The following is a 24,293-nucleotide window of genomic DNA, read 5'->3' on the forward strand; positions in this document are numbered from 1 at the left end:
GTTTTGCCTTTGACGTAAGCAACGTAGCCATAATCGACAGATTTATCGTAACGGGTGAATTTTGCAAAAGCGGCTACGGCTTTGCGACCATCAATTTTTGGATAGCTAAAGCCTTTCCCATAAAGCTTTATATTCCGGAATTTTGCCCCATAAATACGGTTCCAGAACTCAGTAACATATTCTTTCTCATTCATATCAAATTTTGGCCGATTATTACCTGGGCCAGGATCTGATGTCAGAGTTTGAAAGAGGATCGTCACATCAGGATGATCTTTTAACCGGTAGGTAACAGCCATGTTGTGTGATTCATGACCGGAATCATTAGCTATGAATCCGTAAGGAATGCAAAAGCCTTGTTTATTTGGAACTTCATACAACTCACGTGGGCTAAAACGGCTTAGCAGAGATTTGACTTCTGGCTCTTTTTTATGCCACTGGTTTTCTGCGGTTTGTGATTTGTCTTCAAGATAATTATCTCTTTTTGACCATAACTGATAAAGGCGATGACCACTGCTGATATTGAGCGTATATCCTCTAAGTTCATACGCTGAAAATGCATTGTTGTAATCTTTAATTAAAAAACCATAGAGGCGATTAAACTCTTGCTCTGGCCTGAGTCTGTCTTGATGGGTACCAAGTTTTCGTATTTCTAATTGCCTTCCGGAATGAGCCTCAAACTCAAAGTCGCTTTTAACCTTTTTTTTATATTCTGAAAAATTAATTGCGTTAGAGCTTTCAGATGAAACTCCTATTTTATATTTTCCATAATATAACTCTGAAAACTGAGCCTGGACTCTATCATCACCAGATTCACGGGCTTTAGTTCCAAAAGTAATTACTGGCTCTCTTGTTCTTTGTATTAAAACACCGTAAAGACTTTTAGGTTCTTTAGGGGGGGCCGTAAGATTGTCAACCACATATAGTGCAGTTTCCAGTCCTGATGGAAGCTCCATTTTGTGATACCCAATACATTCATTTTTCCATCCCTGGCCTGAAGCACTATATGTAGCCAAAATGCAGAATGAAAAGAGTGGTAATTGAAAATATTTCATAAAGTCTCCATATCACTAGAGTCTATTTTAACAATAGCGAGTTTTTTATTGTCATCTTTCTGCATATTATACTCGGCAATTAATCGCATATTATATGGGATAAGATTATCCTCACCTGAGGTCCATTTAGGAGCGAGCGAAGTAAAGTATCCTTTGATATCATGTAGCCTGTACTTATTATTGAACTTTTTGCCATGATATTTTCGCCAGAATACTTCTGAAAACGGCATGTTGATTTTATTGTGTGGTACATCAGTTCTGTTGACTGCAAGTATGGGCCATATTGTAGCAGGGATGTTATCCTCGTTTTCAGAATCTTGTTTACCGGTGTAATTAATTTCATTTGAACTTTCTGGTTCAAATGAATTACGTGGAATGAAATTAAAAACGACGTCATATGCAATAGAGTTATTCAATGCTAGCGCTTGGATTTTCTCCCAGCTCGCTTTAAGCGCTGGTTTATCCAGTGCTTCTTCGCACTCAACTGCCGCGCTGCCCATCCACTTACGCCAGGCCTTCTGACGCAGATCTCTGGCAAATGTGCGGCACGGCTCAGGTGTACCGCTGCCATCAAGGTCATTAACACTGTGATCCATATCGGCTATCGTCACCGCCAGCTCAGAATCGCCATCGCCCAGCAGGCTGCGGTCGTTGATGTTGGCGCTGCCCACCAGCACCCAGCGATCGTCAACGATCATTAGCTTGCTGTGCACGTAAATCTGCTCGGTGACTGGCTGGCCGTTCAGCTCACCGTGGTCGCGCATATTCAGCAGCGTAACGAACTCATAGCAAGCCTCAATATCGATATCCAGATAGCCTTCGCCGCACGCTTCTTCCAGTTGCTGTTGTACCCACAGGGTGCGACGGATGCGGTTTATCAGGCTGTGCGAACCAAATACCAGCGATTTTGCGCCACGATGGTTGGATAGCCTAACTAAAATGACTCTAGATTTCCCCGTCCTCTCAATCATTTATCGCCGTTTTACCGATGCAACAATCCGCTCCGCCATTTCCTCGATTTCTTTTTTATCCATCGGTGGGCGATCTTTCGCCTGAACGCTGTACTGCATCACATAAACCAGCAAGTCTGGCTGAACGTTTCTGGCGTGATGATCCCCGCGCACATACGCGACATAACCATAATCAACACGACCATCTTCAAATTCGGCTTTAGCAAATGTTCCTAATCCTTTGCGTCCATCCATTTCAATGGTGCGCCACTTAGGGCTGATTAATTCTTTATTGACGGAACGCCATTGATACTGCCAGTTCCACAGCCAAGTTACATATTCCTTGGGATCCATCTTTGTCTCTTCTCCGGCATCAGGTGCCATGCCAAGATCCTGAACAAATATTGAAACATCTGGATGTTCTTTTAATCGATAGGTAACGGCCATGTTGTGTGGTTCCTGACCAGAATCATCGGCGATAAAACCGTAGGGAATACAAAACCCTTGTTTATTTGGAACTTCATACAACTCGCGTGGAGTAAATCGGCTTAATAACGATTTAACCTCAGGCTCTTTTTTATGCCACTGGTTTTCTGCGGTTTGTGATTGGTCCTCGAGATAAGGCTCTCTCTTTGCCCAAAATTGATAAATTCTCCCATCACCATTTATCTGAACAGAATAGGTTCTTCTACTGTAAACGGTGAATGCATTCATGTCATCTTTTACCAAAAACCCATGAATACGGTTAAAATCTTCTTCAGAAGTCATTGGCTCATTGTAGAGTGAGAAGTCCTGCTCTTCTAACAACCTATTGGATAGTTTGCTGAATTCATAGTCATCTATTACTTTTTCTCGGTAATGTTTGAAATTAATTTCATTCTTGCTTTTTGATGAGATTCCAACTTTATATTTATCATAATAAAACTCGGAAAACTGAGCCTGAACACTATCATCTCCATTTCCATACTGGCTTTCACTAAAAGTAATCTCTGGCGTCTTAAATCGTTTTATAATAACATCCAGCTTTCTCATTTTATCGGGTCTTGGGTTCGTAAATTCTGCCAATGGGTATAATGCGATTTCTGCACCGATTGGAAGTTCAAATTCATAATAGCCTACACACTCACTACCCCACTGAACACTTGATGCATTAGATGATAAAGAATAACTAAGGAAAAAAAATGAGGTAAATAATGCTTTCATTAAATATCTTCCTTCTGGTTTTTCATCTTGATATTCATTGCAATGTGTTCGTTGCGATTGCTCTCCCCATTTAGTCCTGCAATTAGTCTCATATTATAAGGGATTAGATTATCCTCCCCATTGGTCCATTTCACTGAAAGAGAAGTAAAGTATCCATTTAGATTCTTCAAATTATCTCGGCTTAAAAAACTGTTGTTTTTATATTTAGACCAAAATTCAGTTGAAAATGGCATGTAATTGCAATCAGTAATCGAGTTTATCTGATTTGCAGATAGAATTGGCCATATTGAAGAGTTAAGATCACTGTCTTCTTCATTTACATCATCTGCGAATGAATTCTTTCCTGTGTTGTTTTCAGTTTTTTTTATATCCCGTGGAATGAAATTAAAAACTCTCTCATAAATATTAGAGTTATTTTTAGCTATCTCCTGAATTTTTTCCCAGCTAGCTTTCAGTGCTGGTTTATCCAGTGCATCTTCACACTCAGCAGCCGCGCTGCCCATCCACTTACGCCAGGCCTTCTGACGCAGATCTCTGGCAAATGTGCGGCACGGCTCAGGTGTACCGCTGCCGTCAAGGTCATTAACACTGTGATCCATATCAGCTATTGTCACTGCCAGCTCAGAATCGCCATCGCCCAGCAGACTGCGATCGTTGATGTTGGCGCTGCCCACCAGCACCCAGCGATCGTCAACGATCATCAGCTTGCTGTGCACGTAAATTTGCTCGGTGACTGGCTGGCCGTTCAGCTCACCGTGATCGCGCATGTTCAGCAGGGTTACAAATTCGTAGCAAGCCTCAATGTCGATATCCAGATAACCGTCGCCGCACGCCTCTTCCAACTTAGGTATTTGTCGGTGCCACTCTTTTCGTGGCACCTGCATTTCTTCCAGTTGCTGTTTCACCCACAGGGTGCGGCGGATGCGGTTTATCAGGCTGTGCGAGCCAAATACCAGCGACTGCCGCGTCAGGTGGATCTGCGCCACGATGGTGGGATCGTCCAGCCGGCCTTCCGGATAGACCGGCAGCATGATGTAGACGTGAAACGGCATCGGATTAAACGAGATAATGTGGCCCTTTATTTTGTTGGCTAACCACTCAGCCACCTGATTTTCGGGTGCGGGCTTGTCAGGAAATCTGCGCGTAATAAAAGCTCCGGCAGAGGGGGTTATACTTTTTGCCACCGGACTTAGCGCCTTCGGCCCCTTGATCGAAGACTCGCCAAACGCCGAAACGAAAAACTGGTTCTCGATATAAATATAATGGTCGGCCTTGTCGATCAGCAGCTTCATCGCGTCCATCACGTCATGCTGCGTTTTGCTCTCCGGCGGCTTCCCGCGCAGCGGCCGTTTCTGCTCGCTCCGACACATCTCCTGCGATGCGCTGCGTAATACCTGAACGTGGCAGGAACCGACTCGCTCAGGACGCGTCGCCGGGATGTGCAGTTCTGGCGTCTGTGTTAGCAGTGACGATTTGGGATAGTGCGGTGGATAGCTGTTCCAGCGCAGAACAAAGTTGGCTATCAGGTCATATACCGCCGGACCTTCAATCTCCACCTGATAATCCTGCCACGGCATGCGCGGCTGGATTTTTGCGTCCAGATAGGTGCTTTCTTTAGCCTTGCCCGGCGACTGGCTTTCACGTCGCGTCAGTACCGCGTCAATAATGCGCGTAACGCTAACGGCCTCGCGCTTTTTCGCCTGTTCATGTGCATTAGGATCGCGATCTAATCGCGGATCCGCATGTGGCGTTGCGTACTCTTCCATCGGGTTGTAGCCCCGGCCCGCAGCCATCACGGGTACGCAGGGATTGTACATGTTCATCCCCTGACGGCCTGCTGTATCAGCCTGCATGCCATAGTTGTCATCGTAACGACCGTAGGCGAGGTCGATGCCGCCGACAAAAGCCAGTCGCTCATCAACAATGACGCATTTCTGATGATGAGAGAAAAACTTGCCGGATTTTGAGCCGGCGCGCCGCACTTGCTGTTGGCGGAAAATAATCTATTAGCGCTTTTTAATTGACGCAACGATATGTTCTGCCATTTTCTCCAGTTCTTGGTGATCGAATGGAGGATTGACTGTAGCCTGAGTACCCTTACGCATTATGAAAAACATAATGGTTGGTTCATCCGGTGTTTTGCCTTTGACGTAAGCAACGTAGCCATAATCGACAGATTTATCGTAACGGGTGAATTTTGCAAAAGCGGCTACGGCTTTGCGACCATCAATTTTTGGATAGCTAAAGCCTTTCCCATAAAGCTTTATATTCCGGAATTTTGCCCCATAAATACGGTTCCAGAACTCAGTAACATATTCTTTCTCATTCATATCAAATTTTGGCCGATTATTACCTGGGCCAGGATCTGATGTCAGAGTTTGAAAGAGGATCGTCACATCAGGATGATCTTTTAACCGGTAGGTAACAGCCATGTTGTGTGATTCATGACCGGAATCATTAGCTATGAATCCGTAAGGAATGCAAAAGCCTTGTTTATTTGGAACTTCATACAACTCACGTGGGCTAAAACGGCTTAGCAGAGATTTGACTTCTGGCTCTTTTTTATGCCACTGGTTTTCTGCGGTTTGTGATTTATCATCAAGATAATCATCTTTTTTTGACCAGAACTTATATAGACGATGTCCGCTGCTAATATTAAGTGTGTATCCTCTAAGTTCATATGTTGAAAATGCATTGTTATAATCTTTTATTAAAAAACCATAAACTCTGTTAGACTCCATTTCTGAAGGAAGGGGTTCATCAAATAATTCAGAGTCGCGCTTTTCTAATTGCCGCCCTGATGCAGCTATGAATTCGTAATCACTTATAGTATTTTTTTTATATTCCAATAAGTTAATGACGCTTGGATTTTTTGATGAAATGCCGACCTTAAATTTTTCATAATAAAACTCTGAGAAATCAGCCTGAAATCTATTCAGATTGCTTTCTCGGGATTTTGTTCCAAATGTGATCTCCGGCTTCTTGGTTCTTTGTATTAAGATGCCATAATCACTGCGTGGTTCTTTAGCCGGCGAAATTAAGCTATTGATTGGGTACACTGCAACCTCCAATTCTGAGGGCAGATTCATCTGATAGTAACCCACACACTCATCGTTCCATTTCTGTCCCATCGAGTATTTAGATATTAATATAGACGAAAATAAAAAAAAGATATTAATCTTCTTCATGTAATAACTCTTTTGTTATCAGTCGAATTTATTGATAGCTGCAAATCACTAGTTTTCTGGTCGTTTCTAGCGATTAGTCGCATATTGAATGGAATAAGGTTATTCTCTCCTGAGGTCCACTCCGCTGGCAATAGAGTGAAATATCCATCGATTTCATTTAGTCGATTTTTTTTTGAGAATTTATTCATGTTGTACTCAAACCAAAACCTCTCTGAAAAGGGCATTTTTTCTCTATCAGATGGTTGGTTTGTTTTATTCACCGCGAGTGTAGGCCAGATTGAAGATGCCAATACATCTCTATTAAGTTTCGGCCTTTCGCCTTCATAATATTCATCATCTCTAGAAATTTGTAATTTAAATATATCTCGAGGTGTGAAGTTGAAAACAGTTTCGTATGCTATAGCATTTTTCTTGGCTATACTCTGAATCTTCTCCCAGCTCGCTTGCAGTGCTGGTTTATCCAGTGCTTCTTCACATTCAGCCGCTGCGCTGCCCATCCATTTACGCCAGGCTTTTTGGCGCAGGTCTCTGGCAAACGTGCGGCATGGCTCTGGCGTGCCGCTGCCGTCAAGGTCATGAACGCTGTGATCCATATCGGCTATTGTCACTGCCAGCTCAGAATCGCCATCGCCTAGCAGGCTGCGGTCGTTGATGTTGGCGCTGCCCACCAGCACCCAGCGATCGTCAACGATCATTAGCTTGCTGTGCACGTAAATCTGCTCGGTCACAGGCTGGCCGTTCAGCTCATCGTGGTCGCGCATATTCAGCAGCGTAACGAACTCATAGCAAGCCTCAATATCGATATCCAGATAACCTTCGCCGCACGCTTCTTCAAGTTTAGGTATCTGCCGATGCCACTCTTTTCGTGGCACCTGCATTTCTTCCAGTTGCTGCTTCACCCACAGGGTGCGGCGGATGCGGTTTATCAGGCTGTGCGAGCCAAACACCAGCGACTGCCGCGTCAGGTGGATCTGCGCCACGATGGTGGGATCGTCCAGCCGACCTTCCGGATAGACCGGGAGCATGATGTAGACGTGGAACGGCATCGGATTGAACGAGATAATGTGGCCCTTTATTTTGTTGGCTAACCACTCAGCCACCTGATTTTCGGGCGCGGGCTTGTCCGGAAATCTGCGCGTGACAAACGCGCTGGCCGAGGGGTTAATACTGCTTGCCACCGGACTTAACTTTTCACTGCCTTCTACTGATGAGACGCCAAACGCCGAAACGAAAAACTGGTTCTCGATATAAATATAGTGGTCGGCCTTGTCGATCAGCAGCTTCATCGCGTCCATTACGTCATGCTGCGTTTTGCTCTCCGGCGGCTTACCGCGCAGCGGCCGTTTCTGCTCGCTCCGACACATCTCCTGCGATGCGCTGCGCAATACCTGAACGTGGCAGGAGCCGACTCTCTCAGGACGCGTCGCCGGGATGTGCAGTTCTGGCGTCTGTGTCAGCAGTGACGATTTTGGATAGTGCGGTGGATAGCTGTTCCAGCGCAGAACAAAGTTGGCTATCAGGTCATATACCGCCGGACCTTCAATCTCTACCTGATAATCCTGCCACGGCATGCGCGGCTGGATTTTTGCGTCCAGATAGGTGCTTTCTTTAGCCTTGCCCGGCGACTGGCTTTCACGTCGCGTCAGTACTGCGTCAATAATGCGCGTCACGCTAATGGCCTCGCGCTTTTTCGCCTGTTCGCGTGCATTAGGATCGCGATCTAATCGCGGATCCGCATGTGGCGTTGCGTATTCTTCCATCGGGTTGTAGCCCCGGCCCGCAGCCATCACGGGGACACAGGGATTGTACATGTTCATCCCCTGGCGGCCTGCCGCATCGGCCTGCATGCCATAGTTGTCATCGTAACGACCGTAGGCAAGGTCGATGCCGCCGACAAAAGCCAGTCGCTCATCAACAATGACGCATTTCTGATGATGAGAGAAAAACTTGCCGGATTTTGAACCGGCGCTCAGCACGTGAAATGCCCGACGTCCGACATGACTGTTAAGAGCAGCAAAAACGCGTTCGGTGGCGGCCGAGTAAGTTTCCATTGGGTAGGGATCTTTCCAGGGCATGATGTACACCTTGAGCGACGGTGCGGCCATCACCGCCGCCAGTAGTGAATCGACCAGCCTCACACCGTCAGCCAACTGGGCATCCCAGTTGACTTGCCAGCCAGTGATGTAAATGGTTTTCTGCGCCTGTGTAAAAGCTTCCAGCAGCGCAGCAAAATACTCTTTGCCGCCGAGGTGCGCTTTCACACGATTGCCAGCTGTGAACTGTGCAAAACCATTGTGCACCCAGTGATTCATCGTTGCCGTAGCGATGTGGCTGGTATCCTTGTCTTCATCGAAGTAGACCGCACAGCTGTGCGGATAATCGTTAAAACTGTCGCCTGACATGTTATTTCTCCTCCTTGAGGTCCGGCTGTGAAGCCTCTGTTTGCTGTTCCTTGCGAATGCATTGCGTGAACGCCGAGAAGGGAACATCGCTGCCGCTAGCCCGGTTAAACGCGCGGTGATAACCCAGTGCATCCAGTGCGCAGGCCTCTTTCACCGCCTCATCTGCTGTAGATGGGATGATGCTTAGCCGTATGCGCAGCACGCGCTGTCCACTCACCAGCCATAACCGATCTGCATGCTGTTTCGCCAATTCAGACAGATGCGTTTGTTGCTCTACAGATAGCAAACGGCCCTGAGAGTCGGATTCTCCACGCATAACAATTTCATCGGTGCTCATCGCCTCACTTTTAGACTGCGCGATGACAATTTGCCAACCACGCTGAGTATGGGCATGACCAGCCGAACCTGGTGCATCGCCCAGATAAATTAACGGCTTAAGCGCGCGGTGACCTGCTTGCTCCGCAAACCGGTCTGCCAGCGGCATCACCGGCATTTCGACCGGCATCTTCCGCGCCACCGCCTTGTGCGTGCGCATAGTCTTGCGCGCATACTTTGACTCGGTGCCGTACTCAATCCGCCCGGCTTCCAGCTTCAGGTAACTGCCGCCGCCTATCAGCACGATGCGTTTCTTGCTGGCGAACAGTATGTCCTGCTCCGCGCTCATGCTCAGCTTCTTCGCTGCCATGATTTTCATCGCCGCATTCTGCGCTTCAACCTTTATCGGCCCTTCACCCGCAATCAGACTCAGCTTATCTTGGTGCGCAAACAGCCCGACTTTTTCGCCCGCCATCAGGTTGACGTTGCCCATCGCCCCGGCGCTGATGTCACCGCCCGCGTTGATGTGGATGTTCTCCGCCGCCGCCATCTGCAGGTGCTCGCCGCTGGTGAACGCCACGCCTTCGGGGGCGGAGAAGTGAATCAGCTCGTTCAGCGGCTGCAGGCGCTTGCTGAACATCTCACGCTGCACGTTGATATCGACAATCAGCGCGTCAACCTGCTCCTGCACCAGCTTCAGCTGCTCGATTTGTTTAATCGCAATCTCGATTTCGCGCAGCGTGGTCGCCATGTCCAGCACCTCGCCCACGCCTTTGGTCTGGCCATCGGCGGTGACGAATAAACCTTTCGCCACGCGTATCACACCGTGTTCGTCGGTGTGCAACTCAAAGCCGCTGCCACGCGGTTTGTCCTGCTTATCGGTGATGTGGCCCTGATTAAGCTGGGTTTTACCATATTCAGTAGTGAGCGCGATGTGTTCCGCGCCGCGCTTGTCTTCCATGCGCAGTTCGTTGTTCGCAGGCGTGCGCAGGGTGTTCTGGCTGCGGTTGTCGCGGCTGACGACGTCGGGATGTTCGGAATCGTGAAAGGCGTGCGCGATGTACGGGCGGTCCGGGTCGCCGCCGTCAAAGGCGATTCCCACTTCGGTGCCCCGAATCAGCGGCGCGTGAAAACCGTAATCTCTGCCGGCGTAGGGTTTTGCCAGCCGCACCCACAGATAGCTGTAGCCTGATTCGCTGAACAGGCGGTCCACGTCGAGCTTCACCCGGTAGCGTCCGTGCTCGTCGAGATGTGCGTAGATATCATCAGCGTTGCGGCTTTCAATCCGCGCCGGATGCGTGCCGACAATCTCCGGACGTGGCAACGTAGCGGGGCGGAAGCAGAAGTGTTCGCTGTACGGCATGCCCCAGACGGAAACGTGCAGGCGCGAATCGCGCGAAGCGATGAAGGTCACCAGCGTCATCACCACGCCGTTCTGCAACGCACGGATAACCTTGCCCTGTGACTCCAGCACCGCGCCCGGCGTCAGATGCGAGGCGTTGCTGAACAGGTGCACGTAATCGGCACGCTTCAGCTCGCGCTCGTGGGCGATGCGCGCGTAAAACCGCCCGGACTCGGTTTCGTCCTCTTCACCGGGATTCCGATATGGGCCGATATAGCGATAGTGCCCGCCGGTGGTAGTGGCATCGCTACCTACAGCCGCATCGGCATCGCCCGGTTCGCCAGCCTGGCGATAGTTGTAGTCGCGCACGCGCACGCTGCCGGTTACCACGTTATGCCAGGTGCGCACGCCCCACACCGACTCACGTTCACCGTCGTGCAGGCCCGAAAGTTCCGCGTACGGCAGCGCCACATCAAACTGATAGCCCTGCTGCGAATCGGCAAAAATCAGCGTTTCCTGTTCGGTAACCGCATTCATCCCGGAACGGAACCAGATGCCGACCTCCGCCAGAATGCGCTGCAGGAACTGCAAATCACTCTCCTGCCACTGGGTAATCAGCTCGCGCGCCGGGTATTCACGCGTCAGGCGGAAATCAAAATCCGGCCCTTCGAAACCGTGCTGGCGCAGCAGCTGCTCCGCCAGCTCCGGCGCGCTGAGGTTCTGGAATATCCGGCTCTCGCAGGTTAGCTTCATCAGCGCAAGGCGGGATTCGAGGATGATGCGGTAGTGCGTCTGGTCAGCGCTCTGGCTGAGCCACTCCATGCGGGTGATGACGCCGTGCACCACCTTGCCGCTGCGCATCCTCAGGCTGGCAAATTTGTTCAGCAGCTCGTCTTTAACCGGCAAATTGGTGGTGAACTCGATGTCCCAGCGGAACGGCTCGCTTAGCGCCTCGCGGCCGCGAAAGCGCAGCACGTCAGGGCGCATTGACGTGTTGTTGATGGTAAGGGTGTAAAGCGAGAGTGAAGCCGTGGCAATGAAATCTTTCAACGTGGCACCTTCCTGGTTCCGTTTAGCCGTCAGATGACGGTTAATCCACAAATTGAGAAGGGTGATTCTGTGGTAAATAATCAGGATGGGCAACTACTTTATTGTGTCTTTTGTGCGCAATGAGTAGATGTAATAAGTTGATTCGATAAGAAGTATGGGATTTAACAGCGCGAGATATCGCGCTGTTAAAGGCAGGTCGATTTTATTATTTTGATGTTGGCTTCAACCACTCTTTCACCGGCAGGAAATCGCGGTACAAGGCGGCTTCGGGGGAATCGGCTTCTGGCTGATAATCGTATTCCCAGCGCACCAGCGGTGGCATCGACATCAAAATGGATTCGGTGCGGCCGCCGGTTTGCAGGCCAAACAGCGTGCCGCGATCCCACACCAGATTGAACTCGACGTAGCGACCACGACGATAGAGCTGGAACTGGCGCTCGCGATCGCCCCACGACAGGGCTTTGCGCCTGGCCACAATCGGCAGGTAGGCGTTGGCAAAACCGTTGCCGACTTCCTGCATGAAATCGAAGCAGTAATCGAAATCGGGCGTGTTCAGGTCGTCATAAAACAGACCGCCGATACCGCGCTGCTCGTCGCGATGCTTAAGGTAGAAGTAATCGTCGCACCACTTTTTGTAGCGCGGATAAACCTCCTCACCAAACGGCTGGCACAGATCGTGCGCGGTTTGATGCCAGTGCAGCGCATCCTCTTCGAAGCCGTAATAGGGCGTAAGATCGAAACCGCCACCAAACCACCACACCGGATCGGCGCCCGGTTTTTCCGCAATAAAGAAGCGCACGTTGGCGTGGCTGGTGGGCACGTAAGGATTGGATGGATGCACCACCAGCGATACGCCCATCGCTTCAAAGCTGCGCCCGGCCAGTTCAGGACGATGCGCGGTGGCGGACGCGGGCATTTGATCGCCATGCACGTGCGAGAAGTTAACGCCGGCTTGTTCAAACACCGCGCCATCACGCAATACGCGACTGCGTCCGCCGCCGCCGCCGGGACGTTGCCACTCATCTTCGGCAAAGCTCGCCTTGCCATCTTCCGCCGCTAATTGGGCGCAAATATCATCTTGCAGCGCCAGCAAAAAGGCTTTGACGCGGGAAATATCGGGATTGCTCATCAGTCACTCGTTCCGGAAATGTGCCGCGATTCTACCACAGGATAAAGACTATGCTTCGCGACGATCGACCTCATCGAAGTAGCGGGTGATGCCGTCGGCAATGGCGCTGGCAATTTTCTGGCGGAACGCCTGCGTGCCAAGCAGCTGCTCTTCACGCGGATTGGTAATGAAGGAGGTTTCCACCAGCACCGAAGGAATCGACGGCGATTTCAGCACCGCAAATGCAGCCTGTTCGGTGTGCTGGCTGTGCAGATGATGCACCGGGCGAATCTGATCGAGGACGTGTTTACCCAGCGTCAGGCTGTTGCGAATGGTATCGGTCTGCACCAGATCGAACAGAATCTGGTTGAGGTAATGATCTTTATCCTGCACCTCAGCACCGCCCACTTTGTCGGCATCGTTTTCACGCTGCGAAAGGTATCGCGCCATCGCGCTGCTGGCACCGCGATTGGAAAGGGCAAACACCGATGCGCCGTTAGCATCCGGGCTGGTGTAGCCGTCGGCGTGAATCGACATAAACAGGTTAGCGCCGTGCTGGTGGGCGATTTCGACGCGCTGATAGAGCGGAATAAAGTGGTCGCTGTCGCGCGTCAGGCGCACTTCGATGTGCGGATGCGATTGCAGCAGCGTCTTCACGGTATTGGCGATCGCCAGCACAATGTGTTTCTCTTCCGAACCCTCTTCGCCGACGGCGCCGGAATCGATGCCGCCGTGGCCGGGATCGATCATCACGATACGTTTGCCGTTGCTGGCGGGTTTCGGTGGCGTATGACGCGGACTGACGCGCAAATCGCTGTTCTGTTCTTTGGCCTGCACCGCACGCGGTGATAACACCGCCAGCGCTAAACCGGAAAGTATCAGTTGGCGACGATTGGTAAGCCGCTTAAGCAGTGAAATCTTCTTCATTTACGGGTCCATGGCAGGTAAATCCTGCCCAGTGTTATAGCGTAACAATAGCCAGGCAGCGACCTCGCAACTATTTCAAGTGTTTACTTTCTATTGCAACAGACTAACAGCGATGTCGCGCTTTTTTTGCTCCGTTGTCACGCGTGAGGGTTGCGCCTGGCAAAGAATGCGTGATAATCAGCGAATTGTGCCTAACAGCAGGGTAACGTCGATGGAAATCCGTTCTTTCCGCCAGGAAGATTTTGAAGAAGTGATCACGCTCTGGGAGCGTTGCGATTTGTTACGCCCATGGAACGATCCGGAGCTGGACATTGAACGCAAAATGAACCACGACGCGGAACTGTTTCTGGTCGCGGAAGTCGGTGGCGAAGTGGTCGGTACGGTGATGGGCGGCTACGACGGCCATCGCGGCTCCGTCTACTATCTGGCGGTGCATCCTGATTATCAGGGCCGTGGCTTTGCCAATGCGTTGATGAATCGTCTTGAGAAGAAGCTGATTGCGCGCGGTTGCCCAAAAATCAATTTGATGGTGCGCGAAGAGAACGATCAGGTGGTGGCGTTTTACGAAAAGCTCGAATACGAGCCGGTGGACTCGCTGCTGCTGGGCAAGCGTCTGATTGAAGATCGCGAGTATTGAGGGTCGGTTTGAAATACCTTCCCGAAGAGTACGATGCGAAAGGGCAGCTGCGGCTGCCGTTTCTTTTCTGGCTGATCCTGTTATTGCAGGCGCGCACCTGGCTGCTGCTGGTGATGGCGGGCGCATCACGCCAGCAGGGCAATGATTTGCTGGCGCTGTTCTATCCCGACCGCCAAAGCTTCTGGCTGGGGCTGGCGTTAGGCATTCCGGCGGCTATCGGCTTATTGCTGACCGGCTATCGCCAGCGCTGGCCGCGCCTGTGGCAAAGCTGGCGTCATGTATTGAGCGCATCGCTCCTTGTCAGCCTGCTGTGGCAGGGTTCCAGCCTGCTGCAAGGCGCCTTTCCCGACTCGCCGCTGCCGCTGTTATTGACGCTATTTGACCTGCTGGCGTTGTTCTGGCTGCAAACGCAACCTCGCCTGCGCGACTGCTTTCTGCCGGAACATCAGCAGGTCGAATAAACTTTTTGCCGGTTTGTGACTCCAACAGGCACGCCAATCGGCTTAGCAGATCAAGGAGTTTTCATGAAAGTTGTTCGTCACGCACTGCTGGTTAGCAGCATGGTTCTGGCCGGCTGCGCCAGTTCGGGTTCCTCTGGCAGCGCGAGCGATAGCGAAAGCCATTGGTACAATCCGCTTAGCTATCACTGGTCGGCGCTCAATCCACTCGGCTGGTTTGGTGGATCGCTGGAGGTCACCGAGCAAGGCGTTGCGGGCCTGACGAGCACCACCTCAATGTCGGAAGACGCCATCCATAAAGCGCTGAACGGCGATTACAAACTGCGTCAGGGCATGCGCACGCAGAATGGTCAGGTGATGGATTTCTGGCAGGCGCTGGATGGCGACAACGTTAAATTGGTGATTAACGGCAGCAGCAGCGTGGAGCGCATTGAAGTGCAGGATGCCGATGCCAAAGCGGCGGACGGCAGCAAGATCGGCGATCTGTTCAGCGACAAGTTCAGCAAAGCCTTTAACAACTGCAAAATGGTCACCGGCCTTGATGCACGCGATGTTGAGTGCCGTGCGCCGGGCAGCCAGCACATCTCCTACATTTACAGCGGTGAATGGCATGGTCCGGAAGGCTTGATGCCGTCGGACGATACCCTGAAAAGCTGGAAAATCAGCAAGATCGTTTGGCAGCGTTAAACCAGATAAAACTTGCTTAAAAACCCGCTCAAAAAGTGTGGCTTTCCGGTATGATGCGGGCGAAAAAATATCGTCTAACCTTCATGCCGGAGAGCATAGCAATGTCTCAGTTTCAGAGCGGGATCCTGTTGGAGCACCGCCGTTTCGCCATTTGGCTCGAAGCCCGCGTCACGGGCGATCTTGACGCGCTGCGCCAGGGCAGCAAATTCTTCTTACAGCAGCTTGAAGCGCTGCAGACGCAATTCAGTGATGCCGGATTGGGCGCGGTGATCGCCTTTGGTGATGCGCTGTGGCGCGATCTGCAAGGCAACGCTTCTGCACCTGAACTCAAAGCTTTCGCCGCGCTTGGTAACGGCATTGCGCCTGCCACGCAGCGCGATTTGCTGATCCATATTCAATCCCAACGACATGACGTGAACTTCGCGCTGGCTCAGGCGGCACTTAGCGCCTTTGCCGCTGCGGTCAATATCGAAGAAGAGACGCACGGTTTCCGCTGGATTGAAGATCGCGATCTGTCGGGCTTCGTCGATGGCACGGAAAATCCGCAGGGCGAAGCGCGCAAGGAGGTAGCGATTATCAGCGCAGGTGCGGATGCGGGCGGCAGCTATGTGTTTACCCAGCGCTGGGAGCACAACCTTAAGCTGTGGAATCGCATGGCGGTGGAGAAACAGGAAGCGATTATTGGCCGTACTAAAGAAACGGATGAAGAGCTGCCGAGTGATCAGCGTCCTGCGACATCGCATCTCAGCCGTGTCGATCTGAAAGAAGAGGGCAAAGGGCTGAAGATTCTGCGCCAGAGCCTGCCATACGGCAGCGCCAGTGGCACGCATGGGCTGTACTTCATCTCTTACTGCCATCGTCTCTACAATATCGAGCAGCAATTGCTGAGCATGTTCGGCGAGCGCGACGGCAAGATGGACGCCATGCTGCGCTTCACCAAACCGGTTAGCGGCAGCTACTTTTTTGCGCCGTCGCTGGATGCTTTGCAAGCGCTGTAACCTCTATGTATTAAGGTCAACCTGGCGCGATTCATCGCGCCGCTACGGATATCAGCCCTTATTTGTCGCGGCGCAATTTATTGCGCAATGAATCGCTTAGTGCCGATTTACATTTCCATTCGTCGCATAAACTCTCCCGCCGTCTTATGCCTTTTTAGACTTTGAAATCCCTAAACGATATATAAAACCGTTACAGCTTTCCCCTGAGTTATAAATACACTGACAGCATCTAATGGCATTGGCTTAACTGCCGTCTTTCAGGGTGCAGCATGACACTTCCGATTTCGAAAAAATGGCTTGGCGGTATCGCGCTGTCGTGTGCTTTAGCCGGTGCGGCGCAAGCGACCGAGTTGCTGAATAGCTCTTACGACGTTTCGCGCGAACTGTTCGTTGCCCTGAATGCACCCTTTGAAAAACAGTGGGACGCTGCCCATCCTAATGACAAGCTGACCATCAAGCAGTCGCACGCCGGTTCTTCTAAGCAGGCGCTGGCGATTCTGCAAGGGCTGCGCGCCGATGTGGTGACCTACAATCAGGTGACCGATGTGCAGGTGCTGCACGACAAAGGCCAACTGATTCCCGCTGACTGGCAACAACGTCTGCCAAACAGCAGCTCACCGTTTTACTCCACCATGGCGTTTCTGGTGCGTAAAGGTAACCCCAAGCAGATTCACAGCTGGGCCGATCTGGCGCGCGATAACGTGAAGCTGATTTTCCCTAACCCAAAAACCTCGGGTAACGGCCGTTACACTTATCTCGCCGCGTGGGGCGCTGCCGATCAGGCGGATGGCAAAGATAAAGCCAAAACCAGAGCCTTTATGGCGAAGTTCCTCAAGAACGTGGAAGTGTTTGATACCGGCGGTCGCGGTGCGACCACCACCTTTGCCGAGCGCGGTCTGGGCGATGTGCTGATCAGCTTTGAATCGGAAGTGAATAACATCCGTAATCAGTACGGCAAAGACGACTACGAAGTGATCGTGCCAAAAACCAATATTCTGGCGGAGTTCCCGGTGGCGTGGGTCGACAAAAATGTCGAGCACAACGGCACCATCGACGCGGCCAAAGCTTATCTGAATTATCTCTACACGCCTGAAGCGCAGAAAATCATCACCACTTACTACTATCGCGTGAATAACCCGCAGCTGATGGCGGAGCAGAAAGATCGCTTCCCGCAGACAGAACTGTTCAACGTCAAAGACGCCTTTGGCGGCTGGGATAACGTGATGAAAGTCCATTTTGCCAATGACGGTGAGCTGGACAAATTACTGGCAGCGGGGCGCGGTTAATGTTCGCGCTCGCTCAAAAACGTGTTTTGCCCGGCTTTGGACTGAGCCTCGGCACCAGCTTACTCTTCACCTGTCTGATTCTGCTGCTGCCGATCAGCGCGCTGCTGATGCAGCTGTCGCAAATGACGCTGGCGCAATACTGGGCGGTGATTAGCCATCCACAGCTGATCGCCGCCTATAAAGTGACGATTCTGGCGGCGGGCGTGGCCTCGCTGTTCAACGCCGTATTCGGCATGCTGATGGCGTGGATTCTGACGCGTTATCGCTTCCCCGGCCGCACGCTGCTGGATGGTTTGATGGATCTGCCGTTTGCGCTGCCGACTGCGGTGGCAGGTTTAACGCTGGCGGGTCTGTTTTCGGTCAACGGCTGGTACGGTCAGTGGCTGGCGCATTTTGATATTAAAGTCTCTTACACCTGGCTCGGCATCGCTGTGGCGATGGCCTTTACCAGCATTCCGTTTGTGGTGCGTACCGTGCAGCCGGTGCTGGAAGAGTTAGGTCCGGAATATGAAGAAGCCGCGGAAACGCTGGGCGCAACGCGCTGGCAGAGCTTCCGTCGCGTGGTGCTGCCAGAAGTGGCGCCGGCATTGCTGGCCGGCACTGCGCTGTCGTTTACCCGCAGCATCGGTGAGTTTGGCGCGGTAATCTTTATCGCTGGCAACATCGCCTGGAAAACGGAAGTGACCTCGCTGATGATTTTCGTGCGTCTGCAGGAGTTTGATTATCCGGCGGCGAGCGCCATCGCCTCGGTGATCATGGCGGCTTCTTTGCTGCTGCTGTTCGCGATTAACACCTTGCAGAGCCGCTTCGGCCGTCGCTTAGGAGGCCACTGATGGCGGAGATTTCACACATCAATCACGCCGACCGCCAGCCAATTAACTGGGGCAAGTGGCTGCTGATTGGCATCGGTGCGCTAGTTTCCATCCTGCTGCTGGTGGTGCCGATGGTTTCCATCTTCTGGGAAGCGCTCAACCAGGGTTTGGTTGCCTCGCTGAGTAACCTGAAAGATGGCGACATGCTGCACGCCATCTGGCTGACCCTTTTGGTGGCGCTGATTACCGTGCCGGTCAACATGGTGTTCGGTACGCTGCTGGCGTGGCTGGTGACGCGCTTCACCTTTCCCGGCCGCCAGTTGCTGTTGACGCTGTTTGATATCCCGTTTGCCGTGTCGCCGGTGGTTGCCGGCTTGATGTATCTGCTGTTCTGGGGCGTCAACGGTCCTGCCGGTGGCTGGCTGGATGCGCACAATATTCAGATTATGTTCTCCTGGCCGGGCATGGTGCTGGCCACCATCTTCGTTACCTGTCCGTTTGTGGTGCGTGAATTGGTGCCGGTGATGCTGAGCCAGGGCAGTCACGAAGATGAAGCGGCGGTGCTGCTCGGCGCATCCGGCTGGCAGATGTTCCGCCGCGTGACGTTGCCGAATATCCGTTGGGCGCTGATGTACGGCGTGGTGCTGACCAACGCACGTGCGATTGGTGAATTTGGTGCGGTCTCGGTGGTTTCGGGATCGATTCGCGGCGAAACCTATACCTTGCCGCTTCAGGTTGAATTACTGCATCAGGATTACAACACCGTGGGCGCCTTTACTGCCGCCGCGCTGCTGACCCTGATGGCAATCGTAACGCTGTTTCTGAAAAGCGTGGTGCAGTGGCGATTAGAGCATCAGCAGAAGCGCCTACAGGAGGAAAATCATGAGCATTGAGATTAAACAAATCAACAAATCGTTTGACCGCACATCGGTTCTTAACGACATCTCTCTGGATATTCCTTCCGGCAAGATGGTGGGGCTGCTGGGGCCATCCGGTTCTGGTAAAACCACGCTGCTGCGTATCATCGCTGGGCTGGAACATCAGAATAGCGGACAGATCCATTTCAATGGCAAAGACGTCAGCCGCATCCATGCGCGCGATCGTCAGGTGGGCTTTGTGTTCCAGCACTACGCGCTGTTCCGCCACATGACGGTGTTCGACAATATCGCCTTTGGCCTTACCGTTCTGCCACGTCGCGAACGTCCAGGTGCTGCTGAGATCAAACAGCGCGTTACGCGTCTGCTTGAGATGGTACAACTTTCCCATCTGGGCAACCGCTTCCCGGCGCAGTTGTCGGGTGGACAGAAGCAGCGTGTAGCGCTGGCGCGTGCATTGGCGGTAGAACCGCAAATTCTGCTGCTGGATGAGCCGTTTGGCGCGTTGGATGCGCAGGTGCGTAAAGAGTTGCGTCGCTGGCTGCGTCAGTTGCATGAAGAGTTGAAATTCACCAGCGTGTTTGTAACCCACGACCAGGAAGAAGCGATGGAAGTGGCGGACACCGTGGTGGTGATGAGCCAGGGCAACATTGAACAGGTTGGTACGCCAGATGACGTATGGCGCGATCCATCGACGCGCTTTGTGCTGGAATTCCTTGGCGAAGTGAATCGCTTTACAGGCGAAGTACACGGCTCGCAGTTCCATGTGGCCGCGCATCGCTGGCCGCTGGGCTACACGCCTGCGCATCAGGGCGAAGTTGAACTGTTCCTGCGTCCGTGGGAAATCGATATTTCACGCCAGAGCAGCCTGGAAACGCCTTTGCCAGTGCAGGTGCTGGAGATCAGCCCGCGCGGCCACTTCTGGCAGTTGGTCGTTCAGCCGAGCGGCTGGCAGGGCGAGGTGTTCTCCGTGGTGTTCGACGGCGATCACCATGCGCCGATGCGTGGTGAACGCCTGTTCGTTGGCCTGCAACAGGCGCGAATTTACCATGGCACTACGCCGCTGCGCCCGGTTGCCTTTGCCGAGAGCGCCTGATATTTTTGACACTCCTTCGGGCGGGATTTTCCCGCCCGTTTTATTTGCCCCTCTTTCGTCTGGAATTAAACCGTGACCACACTGGAAAATACCATCGGCAATACGCCGTTGATAAAGTTGCAGCGGCTGACGCCTGATAACGGCAGCGAGATCTGGCTAAAGCTGGAAGGCAACAATCCAGCCGGTTCCGTCAAAGATCGTGCGGCCTGGTCGATGATTCATCAGGCGGAGTTGCGCGGTGACATCAAACCGGGCGATACCTTAATTGAAGCCACCAGCGGCAATACCGGCATTGCGCTGGCGATGATCGCCGCGATGAAGGGCTACAAGCTGCGCCTGCTGATGCCCGATAACATGAGCCAGGAGCGCCAGGATGCGATGCGCGCCTACGGCGCTGAATTGCTGCTGGTATCGCGCGAGCAGGGCATGGAAGGGGCTCGCGATTTGGCGCAGGCGATGGCCGGTCGCGGCGAAGGACGCGTGCTGGATCAGTTCAACAATCCCGATAATCCGCTGGGCCACTATCTCACCACGGGCCCGGAAATCTGGCAGCAAAGCGCTGGCCGCATGACGCATTTTGTCTCCAGCATGGGCACCACCGGCACCATTACCGGCGTTGGACGTTACCTGAAAGAGTTCGCGCCGGCGGTGCAAATAATTGGCCTGCAGCCACAAGAGGGTAGCAGCATTCCCGGTATACGTCGCTGGCCTGAAGCCTATTTGCCTGGCATTTTCCGTCCGGAGTTAGTGGATGAGGTAATAGATATGGCGCAGCGCGAGGCGGAAGAGACCATGCGCGCGCTGGCGCAGCGTGAAGGGATTTTCTGTGGCGTCAGCTCTGGCGGCGCGGTGGCGGGCGCATTGCGTATCGCCACGGCCCAGCCAGGCAGCGTGGTGGTGGCGATTGTGTGCGATCGCGGCGACCGCTATCTCTCAACCGGCGTTTTCCACTGATCCCACCTTCCCACCGATGATTTGGCCTGCGCGTACTGTGATGGTACGTCCAGGCCATTTTTGTCTATAGTCTTCGTAATATTCGTCTGACGTAAGCAACGTAAGGATCGCGTAAAACCGGCTGCGTTCGTTGTGGACTCAGGACAAAATAGCGGCAATTTACACGAGAGATAACGATGAAAATTCTGCTGGTTGATGATGATGTAGAACTTGGCACCATGTTGAGTCAATACCTGATTGCTGAAGGTTTTGAAACACAACTGGTTTTAACCGGTAGCGCCGGGGTGGAAGGCGCGTTATCGGGCAACTATACCGCAATGATTCTCGACATCATGCTGCCTGATATGAGCGGCATCGATGTGCTGCGCCAGGTGCGGCAGAACAGCCGGTTACCGGTGATTATGCTGACGGCGAAAGGCGACAATATTGATCGGGTGATCGGCCTGGAAATGGGGGCGGATGATTACATGCCGAAACCGTGCTATCCGCGTGAACTGGTGGCCCGTCTGCGCGCCGTACTGCGTCGCTTTGAAGATCAGACTCCGCTGCCGGATAAGAAAGAGCTGCTGCGCTGGGGCGATCTCAGCCTCAATCCCGCCACGCGTATCACCGAATGGCAGGGCAAAGCGTTCGATCTGACGGCTTCAGAGTTTAACTTGCTGGATTTGCTGCTGCGTGCGCCGGATCGCGTGGTGTCGAAAGATGAGCTGTCGGAAAAAGGCCTTGGCCGTCCGCGCGAAGCTTACGATCGTAGCGTTGATGTGCATATCAGCAACATCCGTCAAAAGCTGGCTGCCTTAACCGCCGACAGCGTCAACATTGAAACTGTGCGCAGTATTGGTTATCGCATTCGATGAAACACAGCTATCGCGGCCGCATGTTCTGGAAGATTTTGCTGGGCTTCTGGATTGTGTTTGTCATCATCAGCCAACTGTTGTGGCTAGGCTTTACGCTCTCCGGTAATCGACATGAGCCGCCAGAGCTGGTGGCGATTCGGCGTATCGTTAATCTGCAAATGGCGTCAGCGGTTTCAGTACTGGAGCGCGGTGGTCCCAGCTCGCTTGATGACATGATGGCCGACTGGGAACCGAACGATCGGCAATTCTTCTCGGTGATCCAGCACGAAAAACCCGCTGCGACGCCCAACAATGCGCCGCCAGAAAGCATCAACGAACCCTTTCAGGGACCGTTTCCTGATGTGATTGTGCGCTGGGTAAAAGGGCAGGATGGCAAACAGTACGAGCTGCGTTACGACGTTAAAGGTCTGCGCGAAGACAGCTCAATGGGCGGCGGCCGCCCGCGCCGCATCCTGAATATCCCCGAACCGATGTTTACCTTCGCTGGCGCATTGGGGCTGCTGTTTAGCCTGCTGCTGGCGTGGAACCTGACGCGACCAATGCGGCAGCTGCGTGAGGGCTTTGCGCGCGTCTCCAGCGGTGATTTGTCGGTACGGCTCTATCCGGTGATGCGCAAACGCCATGATGAGCTCTCGAACGTTGCGCAGGATTTTGATGCGATGGTCGAGCGCCTCGATACGCTGGTGAAAGCGCGTGAGGAGCTGCTGCATGATATCTCCCACGAGCTGCGTTCACCGCTGGCGCGCTTGCAGCTGGCGACAGGCCTGGCGCGGCAGACGCCGGAATCCGTCGAATCCTCGCTCAATCGCATTGATGAGGAAGCCCGACGCCTCGACAAGATGATTGGCGAGCTGCTGACGCTTTCGCGCGCTGAGCACGAAAGTATGCCTGGGGAACAATATTTCGACCTTACCGGCCTGCTGCATGCGGTGGTGACCGATGTGCGCTACGAAGCGCAGATTCCCGGCGTGATTGTCGATTTTCAGGTGGATGAGAATGCCGATTACACCGTTCACGGCAATGCGGAACTGATTCGTCGTGGTGTGGAGAATGTGCTGCGCAATGCGCTGCGATTCTCGCACAAAGGGCAGCACATCAACGTGCGGCTGCAGGCGGAAAATCAGTGGCTGGCAATTAGCGTGCGCGATCAAGGGCCGGGCGTGGACGATGAGAAGCTTTCGAGCATCTTCGATCCTTTTGTACGGGTTAATTCTCCGCTGATGGGCAAAGGCTACGGTTTGGGGCTATCGATTGTGCGTAAGGTGATTCTGGCGCATCACGGTGAAGTTCAGGCGGTAAATCGCCCGGAAGGTGGTCTGGAGTTAACGTTAAGGTTACCGCGCTGGAAGCAGGAATAAGGCTTAGTGCAGTCGGTCAGGACAACGGGGCAGATCGTAAAGACGGCATAAACCGTCCCTGGGCCTCGGCTCGCGCCTTCCCTGGCGCGAGACGCTTTACTCCTCTGCCCCGACGTCCCGACCTCTTCCCGCATTGTGCGCGTTGAAAGATGCAAGAGTAGGGCAGTCTTAAACAAAAACGGCACCCATTGGGTGCCGTTTTGCAATTCTCACGAATCGGCCAAAGCTTACTTTTTGATGCGGATAACCGGAGTCTCGCCCACAGTTACCTGACCGGAGAGTTTGATCAGGTCTTTAATCTCGTCCATGTTCGAGATTACAACTGGCGTCAGCGTGGATTTCGCTTTCTCTTCCAGCAGTGCCAGATCAAACTCGATCACCACGTCGCCTTTCTTAACCTTCTGGCCTTCTTCAGCGATGCGTTTGAAACCTTCACCTTTGAGCTCAACCGTGTCGATACCGAAGTGAACAAACAGTTCGATACCGTTATCAGACTCGATTGAAAATGCGTGGTTAGTTTCGAAAATCTTGCCGATAGTACCATCAACCGGTGCAACCATTTTGTTGCCGGTTGGTTTGATTGCGATACCGTCACCCACGATTTTCTCAGCGAATACCACATCAGGTACGTCTTCGATATTTACGATTTCGCCTGACAGAGGCGCAACGATATCAATAGTGCCTGACGCGCTCTCTGATTTTTCGCCAAAAAGTTTAGAAAACAAACCCATGATCTTC

The 24,293-nt window shown here is 52.6% G+C and carries 21 protein-coding genes; 11 read left to right on the forward strand and 10 right to left on the reverse strand.

Annotated elements, in window-relative coordinates:
* The 9 genes from PZBJ_RS17615 to amiA all read right to left on the reverse strand — a co-directional run.
* Positions 1-1,052 (reverse strand): T6SS immunity protein Tli4 family protein (locus PZBJ_RS17615; protein ID WP_101763560.1); only part of this gene is annotated, 1,052 nt, incomplete at its 3' end.
* Positions 1,049-2,023 carry a phospholipase D-like domain-containing protein gene (locus PZBJ_RS24465; RefSeq protein ID WP_101763561.1) on the reverse strand — a complete coding sequence of 325 codons (975 nt, stop codon included), beginning with the start codon at positions 2,021-2,023 and terminating at the stop codon, positions 1,049-1,051. The genes PZBJ_RS17615 and PZBJ_RS24465, both read right to left, overlap by 4 nt.
* Positions 2,024-3,205, reverse strand: a complete 1,182-nt coding sequence (locus PZBJ_RS17625) for a T6SS immunity protein Tli4 family protein (RefSeq protein WP_158238613.1) — start codon at positions 3,203-3,205, stop codon at positions 2,024-2,026.
* Positions 3,205-5,187 carry a phospholipase D-like domain-containing protein gene (locus tag PZBJ_RS17630; protein ID WP_240632921.1) on the reverse strand — a complete coding sequence of 661 codons (1,983 nt, stop codon included), beginning with the start codon at positions 5,185-5,187 and terminating at the stop codon, positions 3,205-3,207. The genes PZBJ_RS17625 and PZBJ_RS17630 overlap by 1 nt, the downstream gene beginning before the upstream one ends.
* Before the next feature lie 24 nt (positions 5,188-5,211).
* The gene (locus PZBJ_RS17635; protein ID WP_101763563.1) at positions 5,212-6,393 is read right to left on the reverse strand and encodes a T6SS immunity protein Tli4 family protein; all 1,182 of its coding nucleotides are present in this window, start codon (positions 6,391-6,393) and stop codon (positions 5,212-5,214) included.
* Complete coding sequence (locus tag PZBJ_RS17640) at positions 6,390-8,795, reverse strand: phospholipase D-like domain-containing protein (RefSeq protein ID WP_101763564.1); 2,406 nt, start codon at positions 8,793-8,795, stop codon at positions 6,390-6,392. The genes PZBJ_RS17635 and PZBJ_RS17640 overlap by 4 nt, the downstream gene beginning before the upstream one ends.
* A 1-nt stretch (position 8,796) precedes the next feature.
* Entirely contained in the window at positions 8,797-11,439 is a 2,643-nt protein-coding gene (locus PZBJ_RS17645) for a type VI secretion system Vgr family protein (protein WP_240632922.1), read from the reverse strand.
* A gap of 268 nt (positions 11,440-11,707) precedes the next feature.
* Positions 11,708-12,631, reverse strand: coding sequence for an oxygen-dependent coproporphyrinogen oxidase (gene hemF, locus PZBJ_RS17650; protein ID WP_101763565.1), 924 nt, complete (start codon positions 12,629-12,631; stop codon positions 11,708-11,710).
* Positions 12,632-12,679: 48 nt separating this feature from the next.
* Positions 12,680-13,537, reverse strand: a complete 858-nt coding sequence (gene amiA, locus PZBJ_RS17655) for an N-acetylmuramoyl-L-alanine amidase AmiA (RefSeq protein WP_101763566.1) — start codon at positions 13,535-13,537, stop codon at positions 12,680-12,682.
* A 211-nt stretch (positions 13,538-13,748) separates the two neighbouring features.
* Between amiA and PZBJ_RS17660 the strand changes: the two genes are divergently transcribed.
* The 11 genes from PZBJ_RS17660 to PZBJ_RS17710 all read left to right on the forward strand — a co-directional run bounded on the left by PZBJ_RS17660 (position 13,749) and on the right by PZBJ_RS17710 (position 23,555).
* Positions 13,749-14,174, forward strand: a complete 426-nt coding sequence (locus PZBJ_RS17660) for a GNAT family acetyltransferase (RefSeq protein ID WP_061717913.1) — start codon at positions 13,749-13,751, stop codon at positions 14,172-14,174.
* Positions 14,175-14,182: 8 nt separating this feature from the next.
* Positions 14,183-14,635: a DUF2919 domain-containing protein gene (locus PZBJ_RS17665; RefSeq protein ID WP_233501682.1), complete on the forward strand. Its 453-nt coding sequence runs from the start codon at positions 14,183-14,185 to the stop codon at positions 14,633-14,635.
* A gap of 63 nt (positions 14,636-14,698) precedes the next feature.
* On the forward strand, positions 14,699-15,319 hold the full coding sequence (locus PZBJ_RS17670; RefSeq protein WP_101763568.1) for an RpoE-regulated lipoprotein: 621 nt from the start codon (positions 14,699-14,701) through the stop codon (positions 15,317-15,319).
* Between the two features lie 101 nt (positions 15,320-15,420).
* Positions 15,421-16,317, forward strand: a complete 897-nt coding sequence (locus tag PZBJ_RS17675; RefSeq protein WP_101763569.1) for a Dyp-type peroxidase — start codon at positions 15,421-15,423, stop codon at positions 16,315-16,317.
* Positions 16,318-16,586: 269 nt separating this feature from the next.
* On the forward strand, positions 16,587-17,603 hold the full coding sequence (locus PZBJ_RS17680; RefSeq protein ID WP_101763570.1) for a sulfate ABC transporter substrate-binding protein: 1,017 nt from the start codon (positions 16,587-16,589) through the stop codon (positions 17,601-17,603).
* Positions 17,603-18,436: a sulfate/thiosulfate ABC transporter permease CysT gene (gene cysT, locus PZBJ_RS17685; RefSeq protein ID WP_064739484.1), complete on the forward strand. Its 834-nt coding sequence runs from the start codon at positions 17,603-17,605 to the stop codon at positions 18,434-18,436. The genes PZBJ_RS17680 and cysT overlap by 1 nt, the downstream gene beginning before the upstream one ends.
* Positions 18,436-19,308 (forward strand): sulfate/thiosulfate ABC transporter permease CysW, encoded by an 873-nt coding sequence (gene cysW / locus PZBJ_RS17690; protein WP_101763571.1) that lies wholly within the window; start codon positions 18,436-18,438, stop codon positions 19,306-19,308. Before cysT ends, cysW begins: the two co-directional genes overlap by 1 nt.
* Positions 19,298-20,386 (forward strand): sulfate/thiosulfate ABC transporter ATP-binding protein CysA, encoded by a 1,089-nt coding sequence (cysA, locus tag PZBJ_RS17695; RefSeq protein ID WP_101763572.1) that lies wholly within the window; start codon positions 19,298-19,300, stop codon positions 20,384-20,386. The genes cysW and cysA overlap by 11 nt, the downstream gene beginning before the upstream one ends.
* Positions 20,387-20,458: 72 nt before the next feature.
* Complete coding sequence (gene cysM / locus PZBJ_RS17700) at positions 20,459-21,340, forward strand: cysteine synthase CysM (protein ID WP_101763573.1); 882 nt, start codon at positions 20,459-20,461, stop codon at positions 21,338-21,340.
* Positions 21,341-21,516: 176 nt separating this feature from the next.
* Complete coding sequence (locus PZBJ_RS17705) at positions 21,517-22,197, forward strand: response regulator transcription factor (RefSeq protein ID WP_008107810.1); 681 nt, start codon at positions 21,517-21,519, stop codon at positions 22,195-22,197.
* Positions 22,194-23,555, forward strand: a complete 1,362-nt coding sequence (locus PZBJ_RS17710) for an ATP-binding protein (RefSeq protein ID WP_101763574.1) — start codon at positions 22,194-22,196, stop codon at positions 23,553-23,555. The genes PZBJ_RS17705 and PZBJ_RS17710 overlap by 4 nt, the downstream gene beginning before the upstream one ends.
* A gap of 227 nt (positions 23,556-23,782) precedes the next feature.
* On the opposite strand, the gene crr is transcribed toward PZBJ_RS17710, so the two are convergent.
* Entirely contained in the window at positions 23,783-24,286 is a 504-nt protein-coding gene (gene crr, locus PZBJ_RS17715) for a PTS glucose transporter subunit IIA (protein ID WP_008107804.1), read from the reverse strand.
* Positions 24,287-24,293: the final 7 nt, after the last annotated feature.

The organism is Pantoea endophytica (assembly GCF_002858935.1).
Classification (GTDB): Bacteria; Pseudomonadota; Gammaproteobacteria; order Enterobacterales; family Enterobacteriaceae; genus Pantoea; species Pantoea leporis.

Coding starts and splice junctions, on each gene's coding strand:
- PZBJ_RS24465 (WP_101763561.1), bottom strand. CDS start 2,023: ATGATTGAGAGGACGGGGAAATCTAGAGTCATTTTAGTTAGGCTATCC.
- PZBJ_RS17635 (WP_101763563.1), bottom strand. CDS start 6,393: ATGAAGAAGATTAATATCTTTTTTTTATTTTCGTCTATATTAATATCT.
- cysT (WP_064739484.1), top strand. CDS start 17,603: ATGTTCGCGCTCGCTCAAAAACGTGTTTTGCCCGGCTTTGGACTGAGC.
- PZBJ_RS17680 (WP_101763570.1), top strand. CDS start 16,587: ATGACACTTCCGATTTCGAAAAAATGGCTTGGCGGTATCGCGCTGTCG.
- PZBJ_RS17675 (WP_101763569.1), top strand. CDS start 15,421: ATGTCTCAGTTTCAGAGCGGGATCCTGTTGGAGCACCGCCGTTTCGCC.
- PZBJ_RS17625 (WP_158238613.1), bottom strand. CDS start 3,205: ATGAAAGCATTATTTACCTCATTTTTTTTCCTTAGTTATTCTTTATCA.
- PZBJ_RS17705 (WP_008107810.1), top strand. CDS start 21,517: ATGAAAATTCTGCTGGTTGATGATGATGTAGAACTTGGCACCATGTTG.
- cysW (WP_101763571.1), top strand. CDS start 18,436: ATGGCGGAGATTTCACACATCAATCACGCCGACCGCCAGCCAATTAAC.
- PZBJ_RS17645 (WP_240632922.1), bottom strand. CDS start 11,439: ATGCGCCCTGACGTGCTGCGCTTTCGCGGCCGCGAGGCGCTAAGCGAG.
- amiA (WP_101763566.1), bottom strand. CDS start 13,537: ATGAAGAAGATTTCACTGCTTAAGCGGCTTACCAATCGTCGCCAACTG.
- PZBJ_RS17670 (WP_101763568.1), top strand. CDS start 14,699: ATGAAAGTTGTTCGTCACGCACTGCTGGTTAGCAGCATGGTTCTGGCC.
- cysA (WP_101763572.1), top strand. CDS start 19,298: ATGAGCATTGAGATTAAACAAATCAACAAATCGTTTGACCGCACATCG.
- PZBJ_RS17710 (WP_101763574.1), top strand. CDS start 22,194: ATGAAACACAGCTATCGCGGCCGCATGTTCTGGAAGATTTTGCTGGGC.
- crr (WP_008107804.1), bottom strand. CDS start 24,286: ATGGGTTTGTTTTCTAAACTTTTTGGCGAAAAATCAGAGAGCGCGTCA.
- PZBJ_RS17660 (WP_061717913.1), top strand. CDS start 13,749: ATGGAAATCCGTTCTTTCCGCCAGGAAGATTTTGAAGAAGTGATCACG.
- hemF (WP_101763565.1), bottom strand. CDS start 12,631: ATGAGCAATCCCGATATTTCCCGCGTCAAAGCCTTTTTGCTGGCGCTG.
- PZBJ_RS17640 (WP_101763564.1), bottom strand. CDS start 8,795: ATGTCAGGCGACAGTTTTAACGATTATCCGCACAGCTGTGCGGTCTAC.